This window comes from gamma proteobacterium symbiont of Axiagastus rosmarus (assembly GCF_059730925.1).
The window spans coordinates 538,230-551,329 of record NZ_AP035926.1; the positions used below are offsets into that span (position 1 = coordinate 538,230).

Genomic DNA, 13,100 nt, shown 5'->3' on the forward strand with positions numbered 1-13,100 from the left:
TCAACATATCAGGCCGTTAAAGTCTCTACACCTGCCAACTCAGAGAACCACCGCGATGTCTGCTTTGATTCGATTTGATTTGCACCCCCTGGCCGATGCCGACTGGCGTCGGCACTGTCGCCAGCAGCTGGAGCAACACGGCGCGCTGGTGCTGCGTCAGTTTTTGCAACCGGCTGCGCTGCAGGCGATCGTGGCTGACGGGCTGGCCCAGCGCCATCTGGCTTACCACACCGTCAGCAAGCACAACGTCTATCTGCTGAAACCGGACGAGGCGTACCGTGCCGATCATCCGCGCAATCGTGACGTAATCAGCACTAAAGGCTGCATCACCGACGATGTGATTGCAGCGGAATCGCCGCTGCGTCAGCTGTACAATGACGAACTGTTTAAACGCTTTCTGTGTGATGTGCTGGACGAAGACGCGCTGTATCCGTATGCCGACCCGCTGTCGTCGATTAATCTGCATTATGCACCTGACGGCCAGGAACTCGGCTGGCATTTTGACAACTCCTCTTTCGCCATCACGCTGCTGGTGCAAAAACCGCGCGGCGGCGGTGTATTTGAGTATGTGAAAGATTTGCGCGATGCGGATGCCGGCGAGATGAACTACGATGGCGTCGCCGCCGTGCTCGATCAGCGCCAGCCGGTCGAGGCGCTGGATATTGATGCCGGTGACCTGGTGCTGTTTCGCGGGCGTAATTCGCTGCACCGCGTGACGCCCACCGAAGGCGATGTCACGCGTATGCTGGCGGTGCTGGCCTACAACACCCAGCCCGGTATCGCGCTGTCCGAAACCGCGCGCATGACCTTTTACGGCCGGTTGTAAGCCACCAGCGCGCGCCAGCCGCGCAGAAAAATCTGCCGGGTACGAAACGCAGTTAAGGCGCGCCAGTCCTCATCGGCGGGCCAGAACCCCTCCACCAGTTGCTGCTTCAGCGCGCGTCCGGCGTGGCTTGCCGGATCGCCCTGCAGATGCAGCCAGTGATCGTCGCGCACCCGGCGATGCATCTCTTCGCCCGGATAAGTGCCGCACTCCACCACCAGCGGCAGCAGCTGCGTGTCAGGCAGCGACGTCAGCAGAAACTGCGAGACATAGCCCGTTGCCGTGGCGGTCACGCCGGTGTCGCTGTCGCGCCCGGCGCCGGTAAACAGCAGCGTCAGCCACTCATCGTATAACGATTTGCCCCAGTCATGCGCCGGATAGCGCTGTTCAGCAATCGCCAGCAGCATCGGATGGCCCCACGCGCCGGCACCGGTGTGCAGGTCGAAACTCAGGATGACCTGCGCCTGACGCAGATGCTGTTCGACAATGGCGTGCAGCGTGCGGTGCGACCAGGCCGGCTGCTGCCCGCCATAAAACAGGCCATCTGCTGCCTGATATTGGCCCGCTTCCACTACCCGTTTCAGCGCCGGCCAGCCTGACTGCTGCAGTGTCTCCGCCAGCAGCCGATCGGCATGTGCGCGGTCGCCGTGGTACAGATCGTGCCATAGCGCATAGTGCGGATTAGCGGGTGCGGGCTGGCTGAAATCGATGAAATTCCGGTTGAGATCGATATTGTCTTCATTGACGCGCCGCAGATGCGCAGCGCCCCATGGATTCAGCAGATGGACCAGCACAAGGGCGCAGTCGGGCGGTAACGCGGCGACATCGAAGCTATCAAGCCAGGCGATCTGGCTGTCTGAACCGTAATAGCCCTCCACACCATGTGTGCCGGAGAGAATCAGCATGCGTTTGGGAGCCGCCGGATCGCCGATCACCGCGACGTCGGTGTACAGCGCGGCACCATCGGGCGCGGTCAGCGGATGGCGATAGGCAGTCAGCGCGCCGTGCTGGCGCGTGACAGTGGCCAGGAATCGCGCCCGCTGCCGGGTATAATCAGGGAGTAAAGACATGATTTTCCTGTGCGTAATGAAGGCAAATTGCCCTGCGATTAGGGATAAACCTTAACCTTAAAGTACTTCTGCGCCAGCCGGTCGTAGGTGCCGTTGCTGTGCAGCGCGGCCAGCGCATTGTTAATTAAAGTAAGATTGGCCGTATCGCCTTTACGCAGCCCGATACCCACGCCGTTGCCCAATAATGCTTTATCCACCAGCGTGGCTTTATTGACATAGCCCTTGCCTTCCGGCGTGTTGAGAAAGCCCTGCTCGGCCGAAACCGCATTTGCCAGGCTGGCATCGAGTCGACCCGCTACCAGATCCGGATAGATCTCCATCTGATTCGGATACGAGACCACGTTGACGCCCTGCGGTGCCCACTTCGTTTTGGCGTAGGTTTCCTGGATGGTGCCCTGCGCGACGCCGATATTCTTCCCGCGCAGCGTGCTGATATCCGCCGTCAGCGTGCTGTTGGCAGGCGTCAGCAGCGCGCTGGGCGTGATGTATAGCATATCGCTGAACGCCACCTGCTCGCGGCGCTTCTCCGTCATCGACATCGCCGACAGAATGGCGTCAAATTTCTTCGCCTGCAGCGCCGGAATGCTGCCGTCAAAGCCAATCTGCACCCACTGACATTTCACTTTGGCCTGCGCACAGATGGCATTGCCCAGATCAATATCAAAACCCTGCAGCGAGCCATCGCTGGCTTTGGATTCGAACGGTGGAAAAGTGGGATCGACGCCAAAACGCAGCGTCTGCTGCGCCGCAGCCAGTTGGCTGAGGGCGCTGAGTGACAACAGTAAGGCAAAAGACCAACGCTTTTTCATGATGCTCTCCGGCAGGCTATCTCACAGGTTTTAACCTTGTAATAACACGATGCCGCTGACGCCACCATCAAAAGCGCGCAAAAATGCAGAGCAAATTCTTATATATGTTAATGAGTTAGCGAAATTTATCGCGCCATTAAGTTTTACTTAACGCTCTGTCATGATTTTGTCATCAGGGGCTCATGCCGCTGTCAGCCTCGGTTTTCTATGCTAACCCGCGTTATACTGCCCGCCATCAGCAAGCGGCCACCACTGCCGGGAGATCGCATGAAAATATTGGTGATAGAAGATGAAGCCGGGGCGCGTGATTACATGCGCAAAGGATTGACCGAGGCCGGTTTTATCGTCGACGTGGCGGAAAACGGTCAGGATGGCCTGTTTTATGCGCAGGAGCACCATTACGATCTGATTCTGCTGGATGTGATGATGCCCGGCATCAATGGCTGGGAGGTGATGGCGCAGCTGGATAAGCAATTGCACACGCCGGTGATTTTCCTCACCGCCAAAGGCACGGTGGAAGATCGCATCAAAGGGCTGGAACTGGGTGCCGATGACTATCTGGTCAAACCCTTCTCCTTCGCCGAACTGCTGGCGCGCGTGCGCACCCAATTGCGGCGCGGTAGCCAGCAGAAGCTGCCCGACATCCTGACGCTGGCCGATCTGCAGCTGGATATTGCCCGTCGCCGGGTCGAGCGCGCCGGACAGCGCATCGACCTGACCAACAAAGAGTTCAATCTGCTGCATCTGTTTCTGCTGCATCCCGGCGAGGTACTGACGCGCACGGTGATTGCGTCGCGCGTCTGGGATATGAATTTTGACAGCGACACCAACGTAGTGGATGTGGCGGTAAAACGGCTGCGGCAGAAAATTGACGGCCCTTTTACCCGACCATTAATTCATACCGTGCACGGTGTCGGTTATCGCTGCGAAGCTGAAACATGAAACCCCGCTCGCTCGCCGTCCGCCTTTCGCTAATGCTCAGTGCTACGGTGGTGGTCATTTTTACACTCAGCGGCATGGCGCTGTATCACGCACTGGCGAAGCAGATCGGCGTGCGCGATGACGCAGCCCTGCTGACGCGCATCGATCAAATGCGCACGCTGCTGCGCGATGAAGATGCGCTGACGCTGATTCAGCAGAAGCCGCGGCTGTTCGCCAACATGCTGGGCAATACCGAATCGTTGCTGGTGCTGCGCTTTCCCGGCCAGCCGCCGCTGATCGTGATCAACCCCGGCGGGCGTCCGGTGCCAGCCATTACGCCGGTCGCCGCCGATCAGCCGTTAACCCTGCAATCGGTCCACCATCAGCAGGCGGCAGACGGCACGCCGTTTATCGCCGCCGCCGCGTTAACACCAACGCGCGATGGCAGCGGCCAGATCGAAATCATCACCGGTCGCCTGATGAGCGACCGCACGCAGACCCTCACCGGCTATCGCCACCAGATTATCCTGTGCACCGCGCTGGCGGCGCTGCTGGTCGCCGCGATCAGTGTGCTGCTGGTGCGCCGCGGCCTGACGCCGCTGCGCCGGCTGGCAGCGGAAGCCGGGGTAATCGACGTGCGGCGGCTGTCGCATCGCATTGAACTGACCAGTGCGCCAGGCGAGCTGCAACCGCTGCTGGCGGCGCTCAACCAGATGCTGAGCCGGCTGGAGCAAGGTTATCAGCAACTTAGCCAGGTCTCAGCGGACATGGCACACGATCTGCGCACGCCGATTGGCACGCTGCTTGGCCAGACGGAAGTGGCGCTAAACCAGCCGCGCAGCGTCAGCGAGTATCAAACGCTGCTGGGTTCCAATTATGCGGAGCTGGAGCGGCTGGCGAAGATGATTGATAACATGCTGTTTCTCGCCAAAGCCGCAGACGCCAGCCAGGCGCTGGACAGGCAACGCATCGATCTGACCACGCTGGGTGAGCGGTTGAGTGACTATTTTGAGGGCATGGCGGAAGAGCATGGCATGCAGCTTGTCATCTCGCTTCACGGCGAGTTGCACGCCGATCCGCAGTTGTTACAGCGCGCGCTGGCGAATCTGATCGCTAACGCGCTGCATTACGGCACGCGCGACGGCACCATTCACGTCTCCAGCATTCCGCAGCCAGACGCCGTGCTTTTGATGGTGGAAAATCAGGGGCCGACGCTAAGTCAGGCGCAGCAGGCACGCCTGTTTGACCGCTTCTGGCGCGCCGATGCGTCACGCCAGCAGGGCGGCAGCGGACTGGGTCTGTCGATCGTGCGCGGGATCATGCAACTGCATCAGGGCAGTTGCACGGTGAGCAGCGAACACGGCATTACCCGTTTCTGCCTGCGGTTCCCACGTTAAGCGCGCAGGTGCGCAGGTGCGCACCTGGTTAAGTCCCTTAGATAAACGTGAAAATTTCGTCCTGCGACAGACGCGATTTCGGCAGCGTGGCGTTGAAATCTTCCTCACTGCGATAGCCAAGCGAAACCAGCACCACGCTGGTAAAGCCCTGTTCACGCAGGCCCAGCGCCTGGTCAAGTGCGCGCGCATCAAAGCCTTCCATCGGGGTGGCATCAATGCCGAGCATCGCGGCGCCCAGTAACAGTCCGCCCAGCGCCAGATAGACCTGTTTCTCCATCCACTGCGGCACGTCGCGCAGCTCATAACGGTGCATATCCACATAGCTGCGGCGGCTCTTATCCTGACCGGCTTTGGCTTCGGGTTTGGCAAAACGCCCGTCCTTCTCTTCCTGCGCCAGCACATTTTGCAGGTGCGCTTCATCCAGATCGGTGCGCATGCACAGCGCAATCACGTGTGAGGCGTTCAGCACCTTAGGGTTGTTGTAAATGAACGCGCCGCTGGTGGATTGCGCCATCTTTTCCCGCCCTTCTGCAGTCGATGCGACAACAAAGTGCCACGGCTGCGAGTTAACCGATGACGGGCTGTTGCGCAGCAGGTTAAGCAGCGTGTCGATCTCCTGCTGTGGCAGCGTTTTGCCCGCAGAGAAAGCTTTTACGGTGTGACGGCGGGCAACCGCATCATTAAGGGTCATGAGAGTCTCCTGATTGAAGATTGCGCCAGAGCGCAGATAAATAGCAAAGTCGCTACCATAACCGCCCGGGCTGACGGACGGTTAACCTTAAGTGTTTTAATGACTTAAAAGCCGCTGAGGACAATCTTGCCGCGTGCGCGACCGCTTTCAATCAGCGCATGCGCTTTACGCAGGTTGGCCGCGCTGATGCTGCCGTGATGCTCGCCAGCGGTGGTCTGCAGGGTTTGATCGTCAATCAGCTGACTCACCTGCTGCAGAATCTGATGCTGGCGCTGCATATCGGCGGTATGGAACAGCGAGCGGGTAAACATCAGTTCCCAGTGCAACGAGATGGCTTTGCGCTTCAGCGGTACCGCATCCAGTGTTTCCGGATCGTCAATCAGCGCCAGTTTGCCCTGCGGAGCCAGCACATCGATCAACTGCGGATAGTAGCTGTCGGTATGGGTCAGTGAGGCCACGTAGCGCACCTCTTTATGGCCAATCGTTGCCAGCTGCTCGCCCAGCGGACGCTGATGATCGATAACATGATGGGCACCCAGCGAGCGCACCCAGTCGGCGGTTTCCGGGCGAGAGGCGGTACCAATGACCGTCAGTCGGGTCAGTTTGCGCGCCAGCTGCGTCAGCATCGAACCCACGCCGCCGCCCGCGCCGATGATCAGCAATGTGCCTTCGTCGGCAGCATCAATTTCCAGGCGATCGAACAGCAGTTCCCACGCGGTGAGCGACGTCAGCGGCAGCGCGGCGGCATCGGCGTCGCTCAGCGTGCGCGGCTTGAGTCCGGCGATGCGTTCATCCACCAGTCCGTACTCGGCATAGCTGCCAGCGCGTGTGATGTCGCCAGCGTAGTAAACTTCATCGCCGGGCTGAAACAGCGTGACATCGCTGCCCACCGCCTCGACCACGCCCACCGCATCCCAGCCGAGAATGCGCGGCGTGTCTGTCGGGGCGCCAGCACGCACTTTGGTATCAACCGGGTTAACCGCAATCGCGCTGATTTTTACCAGCAGATCGCGTGCGCCTGGCTGCGGTTTCGCCACGTCCAGTTCATACAACGCATTTTCATCTGAAATCGGTAAACCGTTTTGGCTATAAACAATCGCTTTCATGCAACAGGCTCCAGGTGAGTGAATATTTTCAGGGTGTTGACAGCAGCATAGCCAGACATCACGCCGGGAAAAATGCCTGTTGCAGGACAACACTTTCACTCGTAGAGTGAAAATCCCGATAATGGTGAGAACGTCGATGATTCGTTTAGAAGATGTCACCCTGTTTGTGCGCTCTGCCGCGCTGGGCAGTTTTTCCCGCGCAGCGCGCGAAGCCAACCTGCTGCCCGGTCAGGTCAGCGCCGCCATTCAGCGGCTGGAGCGCGATCTCGATCGCCGCCTGTTTGCGCGCTCAACGCGCAGCCTGCGTTTAACGGCGGAAGGTGAAAAGTATCTGCCGTTCGCGCAGGAGATGCTGGCGCTAATGCACGCCGGTGCGGAAAGCCTGCAAAGCCACGACGATGCCCTGAGCGGCGAGCTGAAAATCGCCCTACCATCTGACATCGGCCGCCATATTATTCTGCCGCTGCTGACAGAATTTTGCCGGGCGCATCCGGCGCTCGGGCTGCGTCTCTCGTTTTCCGATCAGGTGAGTGACGTGTTCCGCGATCCGGTGGATATCGCTATTCGCTACGGTAAGCTGGAGGACAGCAGCTATGTCGCGCTACCGCTGGCGGAAGAAAACCGCCGTGTGATGGTCGCCGCACCCGATTATCTCGATCGACATGGCCGTCCGGAAAAACTCGAGGATCTGGCACAGCATCACTGTCTGCCGTTTGTCATGGGCGGCCACGTGTATGATAAATGGACTTTTCCGCAGGAAGGGATGCGGCGGCAAGTCACGGTGAAAAGCCGGCTGCTGTGCGACGACGCTGAAGTGGCGCGCCGCTGGGCAATTGCCGGAATGGGGATTGCTTATAAATCCTGGCTTGATGTCTGCGACGATATCAGGCATGGCCGGCTGGAACGGGTGCTGCCGCAGCTGCCAGGCGAAAGCACGCCGCTGCATTTAATCTGCCCGCATCGCAAACAATTCTCGCCGGCGATTCGCGCTTTACATCAATTACTGCGTGAGCATTTACGCACTCTGACGGCGCAAATCTTACCGGCGATTTAATCTCACCGCTGCGCCTCGACGCCATCAGCCACGCAATCCGGACCAGCCATCAGGCGAATGCCTCTGCGATTTATCTTTAAAATTAAGGACGCGCGGCCGCAAGCGGATGAAATGCTGCGCCTTCTGAACCCGCACATGAGAACGCAGCCGTCCGGCACCTCTGATAACCGTGGCACAGCATAGTAATCTTATTCTTAACAGGTAATATTTAACGTTACTTCACTGTATTCACGTTAATTATTCAGGACTGATGATGTCTCAACCCAAAGCGATGTCCGTTAATGCCCTCACCCACATTATCCTGTTCTTCCTGGTCATCAACGCCATTGATGTCGTGTATGCGTTGATGCACTGATGGCTTATTGCGCTGCGCTTTGCCGCTGTTTTTTGCGAGCCAAACTCGAAAGATGAGATAAATTCCCCGTCACGGATTTTTTAATCCGCGAGCCTTGATAGACTGCAGGCGATAAAATAGACTACAGGCTATCAAGGATGGCATCGTGTGGCAGGTTGAAGCAACAGATCGGTTTTGGAAATGGTTGCAGGTTCAGGATGAAGCGTTGCGTCTCGACGTGCTTGCCGCCATGAAGCTTCTGGCGCAGGACGGTCCGCACCTCGGCCGCCCTTTCGTTGATACCCTGATGTTATCGCGGGTGCCCAATATGAAAGAGATACGCGTGCAAAGTAAAGGTCGTCCCATCCGCAGCTTTTTTGTTTTCGATCCGCGCCGCCATGCGATTGTGCTGTGTGCCGGCAACAAACAGGGTAAAAATCAGAAGCGTTTCTATCAGCAGATGCTTCACATTGCCGAAACCGAATACCATCATCATCTGAACGCAATCGGGGAAACTCATAATGAAAACCTTGGATGAGATGCTGGCGGCGCTGACGCCCGAACAGCAACATCAGGTCGATGAACGCGTCAGCCAGATGCGTCTTGAATACCAGCTTTACCAATTACGTGAGCAGATGCAGCGGACTCAGCGTCAGCAAGCGCAGGCCATGCACATTGCCCAGTCATCTGTGGCGGCGATGGAAGCGCGTGGCGCAGAGTTAAAAATCTCCACGCTGAAGCGCTACATTGAGGCGCTGGGTGGAGAGCTGACGCTGGGTGTAAAGATGCCGGGTGGCAAGCATGTCGACTTAATTATCTGACCGTTCAGGCAGAGCGCATTACGCCCTGCCCCAGACTTCGATCAACGGTGCCGACATCTGGCCCGCACCGCAGTCAATCAGGAGTTGTTTGGCGTGGCAGCGCTTTCGCTGAACTGCGGTTTTTGCCGCGTAACGGAATAGACCACGTTTTTCGGGCCATTGGTGTCTGTGGTGACATCGACCGCAGGAATCGTCACTTTGCCAAAACCAAACAGTGTTTGCACGTAGCCGCCAATCTGGTGTTTACCGGCCGGAACGCGGAGCTCTTTACTCTCGCCCTTTTGCAGCAGTCCGGCTTCCTGGCCATCCACCGTCACGTACACGGATGAGCCATCGTCGGTGCGCGTCACCAGATGGGAGACATTGATGACGGTCGGTCCGCTGGCAAACGGCGAAGCGCTGTCGTTGTTTTCGACCGGAGCGGAAGCGGTAACCGGGGCTTCTGCGGCGGCAGCATCAGCGCTGCTGTCGCTGGCAGCATGACGCGCGCAGCCGGTGAGCAGGAGTGTGGCCGTTAACGTGGCCAGTGTGAAACGCGAAAACATCGTGACGAAAAACCTTCTGCTAAATGAGAAGTATTTATTTTAGCGTTACCCGCGCAGTGATAACAGTCACAGAAATCCAGTATTTTCCGAAAACCGGGGATGCGGGTCTCCGTTTGTCCCCCGGCCGCACGCAATGTCAACGCGCGCCGTTCTCCCGACCCGGAAAAACGACGCAAGCGGACGAATTACAGTGAATAGCGCGCCAGCGGCGCCACGGTGGTGATCAGCCCGTTGGCTTTCATATATTCACCAAATACCTGATAACGCGCCTGATTAAATTCCGCACTGTGCGTTGCAAAATAAGGCAGCGTCGCCTGCCAGGCCTGATGATTGAGCGGTGTATCCAGTTCAGGGTAACGCTTAATGAACGCCTGCCACGCCTGATGCGGGTGAGCGCGCAGCCATGCGATGCCCGCATCCAGCCCACGCAGAAATGCCGGGATGCGAGGATCGTTTGCCGCTGTGTTGCGATTGGCCAGAATGATCAACTCATCGTAGGCCGGCACGCCGTAATCTTCCGGTTTAAACGACACCGGCTTTGCGCCTTTGTCCTGCAAATCCAGCAGCTCGTAGTTACGGAAGATGGTCAGCGCGCCGTCAATTTTATGCGTCAGCAGCGCGGAGACGGCGTCCATATTCAGATTTACCAGTTTCACGCTGTTAACGTCGACGCCCTGCGATTTCAGCATGTTGCGGATAGCCACATCTTCCGCGCCGGGAATCGCATAGCCAATCGATTTACCGGCGAAGTCTTTAATACTGTGAATATCGCCCGATACCGCTGTCAGGGTGTTCAGCGGCTGGTTAATCAAGGTGCCAACCCGAATCACCGGCACCTGCTTGTCCACCAGCGTATAGAGCTGCGGCTGATAGCTAATCGCCAGATCCGCCTTGCCTGCCGCCAGCAACAGCGGTACCGACGCGGAATCCGCCGGTGCGATCATCTCGACATCCAGCCCCTGCTGTTGAAACGCCCCGCTGTACTGAGCGGCAAAGATCGCCGCGTGGTTAGGGTTAATGAACCAGTCGAGCAGCAGCCGCACCTTTTCGGCTGCCTGCGCGTTGATGGTGGCCAGCAGCAGTAACGAAGCGATGGCACGAAGAAGTCTATTCACTCAAGTTCCTTAGTATGATTGCCAGAGAAATTTTTTACGCACCAGCGCCACGACCGCTGAGAGCAGCAGCGCCAGGCTCATTAACAGCAGCAGTGCGGCAAAACTGGTGGCCGTTTCCAGCCGCGCGTTGGATTGCATCATCAGGTAGCCCAACCCTTCGCTGGCACCAACCCACTCGCCGATTACCACCCCAATCGGTGCCAGCACCACCGCCATTTGCAGGCCGGCGAAAAACTGCGGCAGCGCAGCCGGCCAGCGCACGCGCCAGAAAATTCGCCAGCGCGAGGGATACAGCGTTTGCGCCAGCTCCAGCCAGCCGGCAGGCGTACGGCATAAACCGTCGAACAGCGACAGGCACAGCGGGAAAAACAAAATCAGCGCCGCCACCACGACTTTTGACGCGATGCCAAAACCCAGCCACAGCACCAGCAGCGGGGCCAGCGCAAATACCGGGATGGACTGGCTGGCCGTCACCAGCGGAAACAGCACCCGACGCAGTAGCGGGCTGGAAGCCATCAGCACCGCCAGCACCACGCCACCGCCAACGCCCAGCAGTAGCGCCAGCACAATTTCCGCCAGCGTAAACATTGCGTGATGCGCGAGCAGCTGCCGCTTTTGCCACAGAGCCTCCAGCACCGCCTGCGGTGCCGGCAGCAGAAATGCCGGTACACCGTTGTGGCGCGCCAGCAGCCATACGCCCAGCACCACCGCGATCAGGTAGATACCACTACTCACCTTTTTCATAGGAATTCAGTCGGGAAAAGAGTTCGGCCTGCGCCTGCAGCAGTCCGGCATCATTGAGCGCGCGCGGCACCGTACCGTTCGGCACAGGCCAGTGCGTCATCTGCAGCGGCTGGCCGTGCAACAGCAGAATGTCATCGGCCATACGGCAGGCTTCCAGCGGATCGTGGGTCACCAGCAGCACCGTTTTGCCGCGCAGCAGCGTCGCGGTCAGCGTTTGCAGCTGGTGTTTAGTCATCACATCCAGCGTGGCGAACGGCTCATCCATCAGCACCAGCTCGCGCTGCGCATACAGCGTGCGCGCCAGCGCGACCCGCTGCCGCATACCACCCGAGAGCTGTGAGGGCGCGGCTTGCGCCTCGTCTTCCAGTCCCACCTGCGCCAGCAAATGGTGCGCCCGCACGCGGTCCGGCTTCGCACCGCTCAGACGCGCCGTCAACATCACGTTCTCCAGCACCGTCAGCCACGGATAGAGCAGATCCTGCTGCCCCATCCATGCCACGTGCTGCGCAATACCGCTCAGGCTGCCCTGCTGCGGCTGCACTAAGCCGGCCACCAGACGCAGCAGCGTGCTTTTACCAATGCCGCTGCAGCCCAGCAGCACCGTGGTTTTGCCGCCGCGCAGTTGCAAATTGAGCCGATCGCATAGCTGTTTTTCGCCCCAGGCAAAGCTCACCTGGTCAAAGCGGATGTCCTGCGTCATGGCCGGCGCGCCGCCAGAATCGCCAGCTGATTAAAGCCGCGCTCTGCCAGCGCGCTGGCCGCCTGCGCCGCCCGGATGCCGCTGGCGCAGACCAGTACGATGCGGCGATCCGCCGGTGGCTGCCAGGCGTCCAGTTCGTGCGGCAATACGCGCTCAACCCGATCGGCCACGCTGGCAGGCGCCTCTTCGCAGCTGCGCAGCTCCACAATGCAGTCTCCGGGTTGTAACAGGTGAGCATCAATAAACGGCACGCCGGGCTGGGCCGGTTCCTGTGCCGCATCAAAGCGGAACGAACGAAAGTGCCAGCTTACGAAGTCACAGTTGACCATGCAGCCGAGCGGTGAGGGTTGCAGCCCGAGCAGTACGCTGAGCGCCATCTGCGCCTGCATCGCCCCCAGCGCCGCCACGGCCGGGCCCATCACGCCAGCGGTGTTACAGTTAGCCGCGGAAGCAGGCAGCTGCGGAAACAGCGCACGATAGCTCGGCGCGCCGCCGCAAAAACCGCCAGCATAGCCCTGACGACCCAGCACCGAGGCGCTGATCAGCGGTATGCCCGCATGGAAACAGGCATCAGACAGTTGGTAAGTCACCGCGAAGTTATCGGCGTCATCAATCACCAGATCGCACCCCGTCAGCGCCTGCGCGATATTGCTGGCGCTCAGCGCCTCGGGCACCGCTTCGATTTGCACCTCAGGATTGCGCTGCTGCAAAGCCTGCTGCGCCGCCACAGCTTTGCTGCGACCCACATCCTGCAGGGTGAACAGCGTCTGGCGATGCAGGTTATGCAGCGCGACCTGATCATCATCGTACAGACACAGCTGACCGACGCCCGCGCCCGTCAGCTGAGGCAGCAGCGTGGCGGCCAGCCCACCGGCACCGGCTACCAGCACGCGGGCGCGAGCCAGTTTCTGCTGCCCGACGACGCCAATTTCCGGCAGCATCATCTGGCGTTGGTAGCGTTCCATTTCGC

Annotated in this window: 14 protein-coding genes and 1 pseudogene; 6 read left to right on the forward strand and 9 right to left on the reverse strand. The window is 59.2% G+C overall.

Annotation, left to right across the window (positions count from 1 at the left end):
- Positions 1-55 precede the first annotated feature (55 nt).
- The gene (locus tag AC6I8F_RS21835; protein WP_498028873.1) at positions 56-826 is read left to right on the forward strand and encodes a HalD/BesD family halogenase; all 771 of its coding nucleotides are present in this window, start codon (positions 56-58) and stop codon (positions 824-826) included.
- On the opposite strand, the gene AC6I8F_RS21840 is transcribed toward AC6I8F_RS21835, so the two are convergent.
- Together AC6I8F_RS21840 and AC6I8F_RS21845 are read right to left on the reverse strand one after the other, a co-directional pair.
- On the reverse strand, positions 811-1,893 hold the full coding sequence (locus tag AC6I8F_RS21840; protein WP_498028874.1) for a DUF2817 domain-containing protein: 1,083 nt from the start codon (positions 1,891-1,893) through the stop codon (positions 811-813). The two genes, AC6I8F_RS21835 and AC6I8F_RS21840, sit on opposite strands and share 16 nt — an antisense overlap.
- Before the next feature lie 38 nt (positions 1,894-1,931).
- Complete coding sequence (locus tag AC6I8F_RS21845) at positions 1,932-2,702, reverse strand: transporter substrate-binding domain-containing protein (RefSeq protein ID WP_021508935.1); 771 nt, start codon at positions 2,700-2,702, stop codon at positions 1,932-1,934.
- Positions 2,703-2,969: 267 nt separating this feature from the next.
- Between AC6I8F_RS21845 and AC6I8F_RS21850 the strand changes: the two genes are divergently transcribed.
- Together AC6I8F_RS21850 and AC6I8F_RS21855 are read left to right on the forward strand one after the other, a co-directional pair.
- Positions 2,970-3,644, forward strand: a complete 675-nt coding sequence (locus AC6I8F_RS21850; RefSeq protein ID WP_059009258.1) for a heavy metal response regulator transcription factor — start codon at positions 2,970-2,972, stop codon at positions 3,642-3,644.
- On the forward strand, positions 3,641-5,020 hold the full coding sequence (locus AC6I8F_RS21855) for a heavy metal sensor histidine kinase (protein WP_498028875.1): 1,380 nt from the start codon (positions 3,641-3,643) through the stop codon (positions 5,018-5,020). Before AC6I8F_RS21850 ends, AC6I8F_RS21855 begins: the two co-directional genes overlap by 4 nt.
- A 37-nt stretch (positions 5,021-5,057) precedes the next feature.
- Here AC6I8F_RS21855 and nfsB read toward each other — a convergent pair whose 3' ends face one another.
- Positions 5,058-5,711, reverse strand: a complete 654-nt coding sequence (gene nfsB, locus AC6I8F_RS21860; RefSeq protein WP_021508932.1) for an oxygen-insensitive NAD(P)H nitroreductase — start codon at positions 5,709-5,711, stop codon at positions 5,058-5,060.
- A gap of 104 nt (positions 5,712-5,815) precedes the next feature.
- Positions 5,816-6,817: a zinc-binding alcohol dehydrogenase family protein gene (locus tag AC6I8F_RS21865; protein WP_166710514.1), complete on the reverse strand. Its 1,002-nt coding sequence runs from the start codon at positions 6,815-6,817 to the stop codon at positions 5,816-5,818.
- 136 nt (positions 6,818-6,953) lie between these two features.
- On the opposite strand from AC6I8F_RS21865, the gene AC6I8F_RS21870 reads away from it, so the two are divergent.
- From AC6I8F_RS21870 to AC6I8F_RS21880, 3 genes are all read left to right on the forward strand, one after another.
- The gene (locus AC6I8F_RS21870) at positions 6,954-7,871 is read left to right on the forward strand and encodes a LysR family transcriptional regulator (RefSeq protein WP_021508930.1); all 918 of its coding nucleotides are present in this window, start codon (positions 6,954-6,956) and stop codon (positions 7,869-7,871) included.
- A gap of 500 nt (positions 7,872-8,371) precedes the next feature.
- On the forward strand, positions 8,372-8,743 hold the full coding sequence (locus AC6I8F_RS21875) for a type II toxin-antitoxin system RelE/ParE family toxin (protein ID WP_498028876.1): 372 nt from the start codon (positions 8,372-8,374) through the stop codon (positions 8,741-8,743).
- A complete protein-coding gene (locus AC6I8F_RS21880; RefSeq protein WP_498028877.1) occupies positions 8,727-9,026 on the forward strand; it encodes a helix-turn-helix domain-containing protein in 300 nt (99 codons plus the stop codon). The genes AC6I8F_RS21875 and AC6I8F_RS21880 overlap by 17 nt, the downstream gene beginning before the upstream one ends.
- Before the next feature lie 77 nt (positions 9,027-9,103).
- On the opposite strand, the gene AC6I8F_RS21885 is transcribed toward AC6I8F_RS21880, so the two are convergent.
- From AC6I8F_RS21885 to AC6I8F_RS21905, 5 genes and pseudogenes are all read right to left on the reverse strand, one after another.
- Positions 9,104-9,571 (reverse strand): hypothetical protein, encoded by a 468-nt coding sequence (locus tag AC6I8F_RS21885; protein ID WP_021508925.1) that lies wholly within the window; start codon positions 9,569-9,571, stop codon positions 9,104-9,106.
- A gap of 185 nt (positions 9,572-9,756) precedes the next feature.
- Entirely contained in the window at positions 9,757-10,686 is a 930-nt protein-coding gene (locus AC6I8F_RS21890; RefSeq protein WP_498028878.1) for an ABC transporter substrate-binding protein, read from the reverse strand.
- A 9-nt stretch (positions 10,687-10,695) separates the two neighbouring features.
- A complete protein-coding gene (locus AC6I8F_RS21895; protein WP_498028879.1) occupies positions 10,696-11,430 on the reverse strand; it encodes an ABC transporter permease in 735 nt (244 codons plus the stop codon).
- A pseudogene (locus AC6I8F_RS21900) lies at positions 11,414-12,049 on the reverse strand (ABC transporter ATP-binding protein); the annotation flags it as partial. The pseudogene AC6I8F_RS21900 and the gene AC6I8F_RS21895, both read right to left, overlap by 17 nt.
- Positions 12,050-12,126: 77 nt before the next feature.
- Positions 12,127-13,095 carry a HesA/MoeB/ThiF family protein gene (locus AC6I8F_RS21905; protein WP_498028880.1) on the reverse strand — a complete coding sequence of 323 codons (969 nt, stop codon included), beginning with the start codon at positions 13,093-13,095 and terminating at the stop codon, positions 12,127-12,129.
- Positions 13,096-13,100: the final 5 nt, after the last annotated feature.

What these genes read in the sequence shown, in the direction of transcription:
- AC6I8F_RS21845 (WP_021508935.1), bottom strand. Translation starts at nt 2,702, where the DNA reads ATGAAAAAGCGTTGGTCTTTTGCCTTACTGTTGTCACTCAGCGCCCTC.
- AC6I8F_RS21840 (WP_498028874.1), bottom strand. Translation starts at nt 1,893, where the DNA reads ATGTCTTTACTCCCTGATTATACCCGGCAGCGGGCGCGATTCCTGGCC.
- AC6I8F_RS21905 (WP_498028880.1), bottom strand. Translation starts at nt 13,095, where the DNA reads ATGGAACGCTACCAACGCCAGATGATGCTGCCGGAAATTGGCGTCGTC.
- AC6I8F_RS21850 (WP_059009258.1), top strand. Translation starts at nt 2,970, where the DNA reads ATGAAAATATTGGTGATAGAAGATGAAGCCGGGGCGCGTGATTACATG.
- AC6I8F_RS21895 (WP_498028879.1), bottom strand. Translation starts at nt 11,430, where the DNA reads ATGAAAAAGGTGAGTAGTGGTATCTACCTGATCGCGGTGGTGCTGGGC.
- AC6I8F_RS21885 (WP_021508925.1), bottom strand. Translation starts at nt 9,571, where the DNA reads ATGTTTTCGCGTTTCACACTGGCCACGTTAACGGCCACACTCCTGCTC.
- AC6I8F_RS21880 (WP_498028877.1), top strand. Translation starts at nt 8,727, where the DNA reads ATGAAAACCTTGGATGAGATGCTGGCGGCGCTGACGCCCGAACAGCAA.
- AC6I8F_RS21870 (WP_021508930.1), top strand. Translation starts at nt 6,954, where the DNA reads ATGATTCGTTTAGAAGATGTCACCCTGTTTGTGCGCTCTGCCGCGCTG.
- AC6I8F_RS21835 (WP_498028873.1), top strand. Translation starts at nt 56, where the DNA reads ATGTCTGCTTTGATTCGATTTGATTTGCACCCCCTGGCCGATGCCGAC.
- AC6I8F_RS21865 (WP_166710514.1), bottom strand. Translation starts at nt 6,817, where the DNA reads ATGAAAGCGATTGTTTATAGCCAAAACGGTTTACCGATTTCAGATGAA.
- nfsB (WP_021508932.1), bottom strand. Translation starts at nt 5,711, where the DNA reads ATGACCCTTAATGATGCGGTTGCCCGCCGTCACACCGTAAAAGCTTTC.
- AC6I8F_RS21855 (WP_498028875.1), top strand. Translation starts at nt 3,641, where the DNA reads ATGAAACCCCGCTCGCTCGCCGTCCGCCTTTCGCTAATGCTCAGTGCT.